Source organism: Micromonospora foliorum (assembly GCF_022229015.1).
GTDB classification, from domain to species: Bacteria; Actinomycetota; Actinomycetes; order Mycobacteriales; family Micromonosporaceae; genus Micromonospora; species Micromonospora foliorum.
This window is the reverse complement of the sequence record NZ_JAKKFF010000075.1, coordinates 98,992-108,721: the sequence shown is the minus strand read 5'-3', so window position 1 is coordinate 108,721 and position 9,730 is coordinate 98,992. Positions and strand designations below refer to the sequence as shown.

Annotated in this window: 7 protein-coding genes and 1 pseudogene; 1 reads left to right on the top strand and 7 read right to left on the bottom strand. The window is 70.2% G+C overall.

The features are described 5' to 3' along the window. The 3 genes from PSH25_RS33915 to PSH25_RS07330 all read right to left on the bottom strand — a co-directional run. A partial coding sequence (locus tag PSH25_RS33915) for a tetratricopeptide repeat protein (protein ID WP_238658274.1) occupies nt 1-3,384 on the bottom strand: 3,384 nt, incomplete at its 3' end. 392 nt (nt 3,385-3,776) lie between these two features. Further along, entirely contained in the window at nt 3,777-5,072 is a 1,296-nt protein-coding gene (locus PSH25_RS07335) for a GAF domain-containing protein (protein ID WP_238658273.1), read from the bottom strand. A 216-nt stretch (nt 5,073-5,288) separates the two neighbouring features. Further along, on the bottom strand, nt 5,289-5,732 hold the full coding sequence (locus PSH25_RS07330; RefSeq protein ID WP_238658272.1) for a MerR family transcriptional regulator: 444 nt from the start codon (nt 5,730-5,732) through the stop codon (nt 5,289-5,291). 55 nt (nt 5,733-5,787) lie between these two features. Here PSH25_RS07330 and PSH25_RS07325 point away from each other — a divergent pair, with 55 nt between their 5' ends. Then, the gene (locus PSH25_RS07325; protein WP_238658271.1) at nt 5,788-6,708 is read left to right on the top strand and encodes an oxidoreductase; all 921 of its coding nucleotides are present in this window, start codon (nt 5,788-5,790) and stop codon (nt 6,706-6,708) included. Between the two features lie 106 nt (nt 6,709-6,814). Here PSH25_RS07325 and PSH25_RS07320 read toward each other — a convergent pair. From PSH25_RS07320 to PSH25_RS07305, 4 genes and pseudogenes are all read right to left on the bottom strand, one after another. Beyond that, nucleotides 6,815-6,931 (bottom strand): annotated as a pseudogene (locus tag PSH25_RS07320) (RNase III inhibitor); the annotation flags it as partial. Between the two features lie 36 nt (nt 6,932-6,967). Beyond that, a complete protein-coding gene (locus tag PSH25_RS07315; protein ID WP_238658270.1) occupies nt 6,968-7,828 on the bottom strand; it encodes an LLM class F420-dependent oxidoreductase in 861 nt (286 codons plus the stop codon). 36 nt (nt 7,829-7,864) lie between these two features. Continuing rightward, the gene (locus tag PSH25_RS07310; RefSeq protein ID WP_238658269.1) at nt 7,865-8,536 is read right to left on the bottom strand and encodes a response regulator; all 672 of its coding nucleotides are present in this window, start codon (nt 8,534-8,536) and stop codon (nt 7,865-7,867) included. Continuing rightward, on the bottom strand, nt 8,524-9,624 hold the full coding sequence (locus tag PSH25_RS07305; protein WP_238658268.1) for a sensor histidine kinase: 1,101 nt from the start codon (nt 9,622-9,624) through the stop codon (nt 8,524-8,526). The genes PSH25_RS07310 and PSH25_RS07305 overlap by 13 nt, the downstream gene beginning before the upstream one ends. Nucleotides 9,625-9,730: the final 106 nt, after the last annotated feature.

Genomic DNA, 9,730 nt, shown 5'->3' with positions numbered 1-9,730 from the left:
AGCGAGCGCGTCGGACTGCCGCCCGACCTGGCTGTAGCGGATGCCGAGGTTGTTCAGCGCGCCGGCCAGTTCGGGGAGGAATGCGGGGTTGGTGGCGGCCAGTTCCCGGTAGGCGGTGACGGCTTCCTCGGTGGGAGCGAGCGCGTCGGACTGCCGCCCGACCTCGCTGTAGCGGTTGCCGAGGTTGTTCAGCGCACCTGCGAGGTTGGGGAGGAATGCGGGGTTGGTGGCGGCCAGTCGCTGGTAGGCGGTGACGGCTTCCTCGGTGGGAGCGAGCGCGTCGAATCGCCGCCCGACCTCGCTGTAGTGAATACCGAGGTTGTTCAGCGCGGTGGCCAGGTTGGGGAGGAATGCGGGATTGGTGGCGGCCAGTTCCCGGCGCAGGGTGACAGCTTCTTCGGTGACAGTGACGGCGTCGGATCGCCGCCCAACCGCGCTGTAGCGGTTGCCGAGGTTGTTCAGCGCGCCGGCCAGATCGGGGAGGAAGGCGAGGTTGGTGGCGGCCAGTTCCCGGCGCAGGCTGACAGCTTCTTCGGTGGGAGCGACGGCGTCGGATCGCCGCCCAACCGCGCCGTAGCGGATGCCGAGGTTGCTCAGCGCGGTGGCCAGGTCGGGGAGGAAGGCGGGGTTGGTGGCGACTAGTCGCCGGTAGACGGTGACGGCTCTTTCGCTGGGAGCGAGCGCGTCGGATCGCCGTCCGACCGAGCTGTAGCGGTTGCCGAGGTTGTTCAGCGCGGAGGCCAGGTCAGGGAGGAAGTCGGGGTTGGTGGCGGCCAGTTCCCGGTGCAGGGTGACGGCTTCTTCGGTGGGAGCGAGCGCGTCGGATCGCCGCCCGACCTCCCCGTAGCGGATGCCGAGGTTGTTCAGCGCGGTGGCCAGGTTGGGGAGGAAAGCGGGGTTGGTGGCGGCCAGTTCCCGGTGCAGGGTGACGGCTTCTTCGGTGGGAGCGAGCGCGTCGGATTGCCGCCCGACCTCGCTGTAGCGGATGCCGAGGTTGTTCAGCGTGCCGGCCAGTTCGGGGAGGAAGGCGGAGTTGGTGGCGGCCAGTTCCCGGTAGGCGGTGACGGCTTCTTCGGTGGGAGCGAGCGCGTCCAAGCGCCGACCGACCTCCCCGTAGCAGATGCCGAGGTCGTTCAGCGCGGAGGCCAGTTCGGGGAGGAAGGCGGGCTTGGTGGTGGCGACATCGCGGTAGACCGTGACGGCCTCTTCGGTAGGTTCCACGGCTTCCTGCCGGTAGCCCCACCGACGGAAGCGTTCAGCTACGAGTAGCCCTGCCACCGCCACGTCGGGCATGAGTGCCCGATCAGCCTCGGCCAGGAGACGAATCAGATCCAAGCCGTCCAGGCCAGCGTCGGCCGCGTGACGCCAGAAATACCGCCACAGGTAGATGGGTCGCTCCGCGTGCAGCCCGGCGTCGAGTCTCGCCCGGTACAGGGAAGCCAAAGCACCGGCGATCGGGTACGCGTCCGGATCGAACACCTGCTGGTGAGTGGCGCGGAAGGGCGGACGGAGATGGTCAGCCAAGCTTTGATGCGCTACCCGATAGACGGCGGTGCCGCCCTCGCCGTCCTGCACGATGTACCGGCCGAGCTGGTCCAGCAGCCAACTGAGATCGTCGCGCCCGAACGCCTCCGCCGGCTCTCGTCCGGCGTTGGCGATGGTCAACCATTCGTCCTCCGGCAGACCCGCACCATAGCCCCGAGTCAGCGCCGCAAGCAGCTGCCGAGCCACGGTTAGATGGTCGTTCGCTCCCGTCCTCTGAGCCCCCGGCGGTGAGCTGATCGTGGCGAGGTCACTGTCGAACGCCTGCTCGACCGAGACAGCCACCCATCTCTGCCAGTCTTCGGAACTGGTGTCGACCGGCACAGCACTGAGCTGGTCGGCCACCAGCCGTGCGAGTAGGAATGGTCGGCCGGCCTGCCAAACCGCCGCTGCGACGCCCGCTCCGACATGGTCAGCGACCAGCGCTGGATCCATGATTGGATCCACCCCCGCCAGCCGGGCCGCCACATAGTCGACAACATCGCGACGAGTCCGCTCCTGTGCCTGCTCAGTGTCCAGATCGATTCCGGGTCCATCCGGATTCAGCGTGGACACCAGGCCCGCCCCGCCCCCCAGCCGGGGAAGATCGCGGGTGGACACCACCACCACCGCGTGCCGGGACAGGCGCAACATCAGCTCCTCCGCCAGTGTGAACGCTTCGCCACGTGACTCGTCCACGCCGTCCACGACCAGCACCGGTGGTGCGGCGCCTGCCTCCACTGCCCGCTGCACATGGCCGACCAGCTCCGGGGCGTTGCGCCGGGCTGCTTGCGCCGGGAGCACGCCAGACCTGACCAACTGCCCGGCGATCAGCTCCGCGGCCTGGTCCACACTCAGACCACGAGCGTGAACGTGCGCGTGTATCGACCGTTCGCCAGGATCGTCGTGCTCCCACGGCCGCCTCTCTGTCAGCAGGCGGGCGCGCTCGTGTGGATTCGACAGGCTGACGGCCCGGCCCGTGATGGCGGACTTACCAGTCCCTGCCGAGCCTGTCACCACGTACACGCCCGGTATGCCGGCCCGAACCCACGCGACCACCTGGTTCACCTCGGTCGTGCGGCCAGTGAACCAGGACCCCTCATCCTCACGCGCACCGCCACGGGCTGCCCGTAACAGGTGCTCCACCACCTGTTCCGGAGCCCCCGGGTCGAACAGTGGGTTGGGGAACATCCACCAGGCGCTGCCGCCGCTGCGAAACTGCGGCGTCTGCCGGCCGCCAGGCCACTCCTTGACCACCGCATCGCAGAGGTCGTCGCCACGGATCGACTGGTTATGCACCGACCAGCGCAGCCGCAGCATCGCCGACTCCGGTCCATGTGCCAGCAACGCCCGCAGACGTTCACCCAGCAGACCGTCCTGGGCGGTTTCGACAGCCATGCAGGATGTCAGCACTCCTACCCACAGATGCTCGCCGTCGACCGGAAGTTGCTGCATCACCTCGGCCGCCACCGCAACCGCGAGCAACCCTTCACCGGAGAAGCAGGCATCCAGGATCAGCAGCAGCTGGCTCGAACCGGACGATGCGCAGTACGCGGCCACGTCCAGGGCACCGATCCCCGCCGCCGGTCCACTCCCACTGTCACTGGCCAGCAACCTCAACCCAGTGGGGGATCCGATCCCGTGCCCGGCCCACAGCAGCACCAGCGGTCCGTTCGAGTTCTCGTCCGCGAGCCCACGAAGCCGGTCTCGCGCGGTGTTCTCGTCCGGGTCGGCCAACAATGCACTGACGAAGTCCGCCTCCAGCAACTCCGCGAAGGCCTTCACGTCCGGCACCGCATGGCGCAGAGGCAGGTGCCGATCCTGATCGTATTGACCTACGGCGATGCCAACGAATCGTCCCACCCGTTCGACGCTCCCTCTCCGACAACGCGTGATGAGCGCGCCTGACCGTACACAAAGGCCAGCCCAGAGCACATGACAAATAGCCGACAGCGGCGAGCAGGCACCGCGAGGGGTCGCTTTACAGGGGATGCCTGGCGCGCCGTCACAGGCGTCGCGGGCTGCGACGAGTGCGCCGTGGTCAAGCGTTTTCAGACCGGGTATGAGTCCGATTGCCACGCGTACGGCGAAGTGTTTCACCGCTTGGGGGACGGAGGTTTCCTCGATGGCCAACGCTTCGCTGGTCTCGCATATGCGCTCCGAGTGCTCGGGCAGTCGTACAACGAGCACGCCGACCCTACCGTAGGGAGTGGCGTCCCTAGCTGCTCAGCTCCCGCCGGCGCTCTCGCCCGCGATCAGCGGTTGAGGTAGGCGGTCAGGCCGCCGAGTTCCTCGCTGGCGATGAAGACCGACCGTACGTTGAGGATGGCTTCCTCGACGTGGGCGGGGCAGCCCCACGCCGCGTCGCCCCACGAGTCGGCAATCTTGATCTCGGCCGGCGCGGTGCACCCGGCGGCGCCGCCGAGCTGGCAGTGCTCGGGGTGCGGGGTGGCGGCCTGCGCGGCAGCGGCGGCACGCATCTGGGTGGCGAGTTCCGCGGCGGCGGCGGCGCGCTGCTCGGCCTCGGCGCGCAGTTCCCGCTCCACGCGCAGCACCTTGGCCAGCTCGTCATTGGCTGACTTGGCGCGTGCTTCGGCCGCGAGTTTCGCCTGCTCGATCTCGTGGCGTTCGATGGCCAGGGCTGCGGTGCCAGCGAAGAGCCGGGTGAGGGCGAGATCGGTGTCCTGCGGGACGCGTGGGGTGCGGTGGTACATCGCGAAGGTGCCCAACAAGCCGCCGTCGCGGGCCAGGATCGGCGTGGACCAGCAGGCCGCCAACCCGGCCTGGTCGGCCAGGTCCCGGAAGTCGTCCCAGAACGGATCGGTGGCGATGTCGGTGACGATGACTGGTTCGCGCCGGTGGGCGGCGGTGCCGCACGAGCCGATACCTTCGCCGGTCGCGATGCCGTCAATGGCCTCGTTGTAGAAGTCGGGCAGGCTCGGCGCGGCGCCGTGGCGCAGGTGCCGGGCGTCCGGATCGGCGAGCAGGACGGAGACGAGCACCTCCTGCGGTGCGAGGTTCTCGATACAGCGGGCCATCCCGTCGAGCACCTCGGCCAGGGGTGCCTGACGGGCGATCTGCTCCAGCAGGGCGCGGTGTTCCGCCATCAGCCGTTGGGCATGCTTGACCTGCGTGGTCTCCACGCCGAGCACGCGAATCCCGGTGACGTTGCCGTCGGCGTCCCGGCGAGGCTCGTAGGTGAAGTCGAAGAACGCCTCCCGCGCCTGCGGGCCGCTGCCCAGCATGACCCGGACGTCACGGCCGGTGTAGGGCTCACCCGTGTGGAAGACCTGATCCAGCAGCGCGATGAATCCCTGACCGGCCAGTTCGGGCATCAGATCGGCGACCGCGACCCCGACGCGGGCACGTTCTTCGCCGATGCTGGCGAAGAATGCCGGGTTCGCCGTCTCCACCAGGTGCGTTGGCCCCGCCAGAGACGCGAAGACGGCGATGGACTGCCCGAACAGCGCCCGCAGGTCCTCCTCCGCCGCTTGCTCGGCAGCCGCCGGACCCGCAGCAGCAGTAGACCGTTGGTCTGGTACTGCGGTCATGGTGTGGTTTCGCCTCTCGTCTGCGGATACGGGAACGCCAGTGGTGCCACCCGGGCGGTGTGGGTGGCCGTGGTGCGGAGGTGCTTGGCTGAGGCCACCGCCGGTGCAGCGTACCCATCTGCCCGAGATTCAGGTCCTACCCACCAACCAGGCACCGCAACCCGTCACCCGAACGGCCACGAGAGCCAACGAACCCAGTCTGGGCGGCGGTGTTCGTCAGCCCAGCTGAGGCGTGTGCTCTGTCGGGGCGGGCTGAGGTTGCTGTTGCCAGGGGTCACCGGAGGCGCCGGCGGCGAGGTGTTGTTCGTAGCTGGCCACTTTGCCGTTGATGAGTTCGAGGGTGTCATGCAGCTGCGTGAGCTGACCGGCGATGTGGCGCTGGTGTTCGCGGAGCAACGTGAGCCGCTCGGCCTCGTTGCCGCTGCCGTCGCGTACGAGCTGGGCCAGGCGGCTGATCGTGGTGAGTGGCATCCCGGAGGCACGGAACCTCACGCAGTTCGCCAGCCACTCGACGTCCCAGGCGCTGTAGACGCGCCTGCCGGACCCGTCGCGCCGCACCTCGCTGGCTAACAAACCCTCACGCTCGTAGAGCCGCAGGGTGTGCACGCTCAACCCGGTCCGTTGCGCCACCTGCCCGATGCTCAGGCCGCTGTCCGCCATGGCGTCGACCGTAGCCATTGACCTAGACCTCGGTCTAGCACCTAGCGTCCGCGGCATGACCAGCGACACGACCCACACCAGGTTCGGTGCCCACAGTACGGCCGGAGACGTCCTCGCCGGGATCGACCTCACCGGAAAGACCGCCCTCGTCACGGGCGGCTACTCCGGCCTCGGTCTCGCCACGACCCGCGCGCTCACCAGAGCCGGAGCTCGGGTCGTCGTCCCAGCTCGCCGGCCGGACGCAGCGCAGCAGGCACTCGCCGACGTACCCGGGGTCGAGGTCGACCAGCTCGATCTCGCCGACCTCGCCTCCGTCCGCGCCTTCGCCGTACGGTTCCTCCGCAGCCATCCCGCCCTCGACGTCCTGATCGCGAGCGCCGGCGTCATGGCCTGCCCGGAAACCCGGGTCGGACCCGGCTGGGAAGGACACTTCGCGATCAACCACCTCGGCCACTACGCGCTGACGAACCTGTTGTGGCCGGCGCTCACCGCCCCCGACACGGCTCGCGTCGTCTCGGTGGCCTCCGGGCGCAACCCGGCATGGCGTATCCGGTGGGACGACGTGCAGTTCGAGCGTGGGTACGACAAGTGGGAGGCATACACCCAGTCCAAGCTCGCGAACATCCTGTTCGCCCGCCACCTCGATCTGCTCGGCGGGCCGCAGCGCGTCCGCGCCTTCTCCATCAACCCCGGCTGGATCCTCACTCCCCTGCAACGGCACCTCGCAGTCGAGGAGATGGTCGCCGCCGGCTGGATCGACGTTGACGGCACTCCCGCACCGGGCCTGTTCAAGACCGTCGAGCAGGGCGCGGCGACACAGGTCTGGGCCGCCACGTCACCCCACCTCGACGCGAACGGCGGCGACTACTGCGTGGACTGCCGCATCACCGACGGCGGCCCCACGGACAGCAGCGAGGCAGCCCGCCTCTGGGCGCTGTCGGCGGACCTGACCGGCCTCGATCTCAGGCGAGCCTGAGCGGCGTCGCGGCCACCAAGCTCAGGCCTGAAGCGCCGCAGTCAGCAGTTCGCACGTCGCGTCGTCGAAGGCGACCAGGCGAACACGCTCCACCGTTGTCGGCGTCATGACGTATCGGTGGGTCCAGGTCGAAAGCTGGCGTGGCGACCGCATCGCCGGGATCACACGACGCCGGCGCCGCCCCCGCCTGGGCGAGGCGAGGCCCCGCCGCACGGTGAATCGCCGCGACGGGGGCCTACGGTGCTGCGGGTTTCGGAAGTCAGATCAGGACTGCGGCGAGGGCGCGGAAGCCGTCGGCGGGGAACGTCCTGTCGTCGCCGTTGAGCACCTGGATCGCCACCTCGTCCGCGCCGGCCTGGTAGTGCTTCTCCAGCCCGGCCGCCACCTTCTCGACGGTGCCCCAGGGGATCAGGGCGTCGATGAGGCGGTCGCTCCCGCCGTCGGCGAAGTCCTCGTCGGTCCAGCCGAACCGCCGGAGGTTGTTGGTGTAGTTCGGTAGGGCGAGGTACCCGCTCGTGTACTGCCGGGCGGTGGCGCGCGCGGTGCTGGCGTCCGCGTCGAGGACCACCGCGACCTCGGGGGCGAGCAGCCGGTCGGGCCCGATTGCCGCCCGGGCCTCGGCGGTGTGCTCGGCAGGGACGAAGTACGGGTGCGCCCCGGCGGAACGGTCGCGGGAGAGTTCGAGCATTCGGGGGCCCAGTGCCGCCAGGATGCGCCGCTCGGGCGAAAGCCCGGCCGCGTCGAGGCCGTCCAGGTAGTTCACCATTTTTGAGTACGGCTTGCGATAGTCGGTGCCGCCGCCCTCCACCACCACGGCGTGGCTGGCGCCGAGACCGAGCAGGAAGCGGCCGGGATGCGCCCGCTCCGCGTCCTGGGCGAACGCCGCCGCCTCGGGGGGCGACGAGTGCCAGATGCTCACGATCCCGGTCGCGACCCCGATGCGCGTCGTCCCGTCCAGGATCTCCCGGAAGCGTGGGGCGACGTTCTCGCCGAAACCGCCGGAGAACCAGATCCGTGAGTAGCCGAGGTCCTCCAACTCGGTGGCGGCATCGATGGCCGCGCCCTGGCTCTCGCTGGCCAGGAAGAACGGTTGCCATACGCTGACGAGTCGTTGTGCCATACCGCAACCCTACGACCCTCAACGCCGATTCCTCACCTATGGTGCAAGACCGAGCCGGCCGTCGTGGGCGAGCAGGGCGATCTGGGTACGGTTGTCGAGGTCCAGCTTGGTCAGGATGTGCGAGACGTGGGCCTTCACCGTCGTCACGCTCATCAGCAGCCCGCTGGCGATCTCGGCGTTGGAGCGCCCCTGCGCGATGGCCAGCACGACGTCGCGCTCCCGGGGGGTGAGCAGGGCCAGCCGCGCGTGCGCCTGCTCGTACGATTCGGCCCCGGAGGCGACCCGCTGCATGAGGCGGCGGGTCACGCCCGGAGACAGCATCGGGTTGCCGGCCGCGACCGCGCGGACCGCCTGACTGATCTGCTCGGGCGGGGTGTCCTTGAGCAGGAAGCCGCTCGCGCCGGCCCGGAGGGCTCGCAGCACGTGCTCGTCGGTGTCGAACGTGGTGAGCACGATGATCTCGGGTGGCCGGTGGCGGCGGCGCAGGCGCTCGGTGGCGGTGATGCCGTTGACGCCGGGCATCCTGATGTCCATCAGCACCACGTCGGGCAGGTGCCGGTCCACCGCCGTGATCGCCGTGGCGCCGTCGGCGGCCTCACCCACGACGACGATCCCGTCGGCGCCGTCGAGCATCAGCGTGAGCATTCCCCGTACCAAAGGATCGTCGTCGACGATGACGACCCGGATCGGACCCGTCACCTCGGCCACGGCAGCCACGCGGTGAGGTGGAACCGACCCGCGGCGTCGACGTGGTGGGCGACCCGGCCACCGGTGAGCGCGGCCCGTTCGGCGAGCCCGATCAGGCCGGTACCGGCGCTGCCGGTGGCGCCGCTGTCGGGCGTGGTCGGGTTGCTCACCGCGATGCTCAGGCCGGCGCCGGGCGCGCCACCGAGCACCAGCCGGACCGGCTGACCGGCGGCGTGCTTGCGGGCGTTGGTCAGTGCCTCCTGTGCGATCCGGTACGCGGTGCGGCCAACCGTCGGGGGGATCTCGACCGGCGGGCCGAGCGGGTCGTCGACCTCGATCTGTTGCCCGGCGGCCCGCGCCTCGTCGACCAGGCGCGGCAGGTCGGCGAGGGTCTGCCCGGGTGGCGCGTCGGTAGGCGACTCGGCGTCGTCGCTGCGCAGCAGCGTGATGACCTCGCGCAGCTCGTCGAGGGCGTGATGGGCGCTGGCCCGGATCACCCCGGCGGCGGCGCTGAGTCGCTCGGGTGGCGCGTCCGGCCGGTACTCCATCGCGCCGGCGGCCGCCGCCAGCAGGGACAGCCGGTGGGCCAGCACATCGTGCATCTCCCGCGCGATCCGGCTGCGCTCCGCCGCCCGCGCCTCGCCGACCCGCCGTTCCTGCTCCTGCTCGGCCCGTCGGGCCCGGTCCCGCAGCGCCGCCAGCAGGGCGTTGCGGGCCTGCGCCCAGGTGCCCCAGCCGAGCAGGGCCGCGTACGCGATCGTCATCAGCAGCAGCCGCCACCCGTACGGCAGGCTGGGCACCGGCCGCCAGAACGCCTGCACCGCCTCGCCCGCCACACCGACCGCCGCCACCGCCGCCGCCTGCCGAAACGGCCGGTTGCGGGCGATGAACAGCACCGCGAAGCTGGCCACCGGCGTGACCACCGGAGACAGCGCGACGAGCAGGCCGGCCAGCACGCCACCGATCCATGGGCGGCGGACGACCACCGGAACCAGGGCCAGGGCGGCCACCGCCAGCGCGACGTCGACGCCGACCAGGCCGACGGAGCTGGACCGGGTGGCGGACCACAGCATGGTCACGACGAGGACGCCGACCGCCACGGTCGTCACGGTCGTCACCGCCACCGGGACGGAACGCCCCGTCCGCGGCGGCTTGACCTCGCACGTCGCCGCATCCACACCGCGCACGCTACTGGGCTCCCGGCGGCCCGGACCA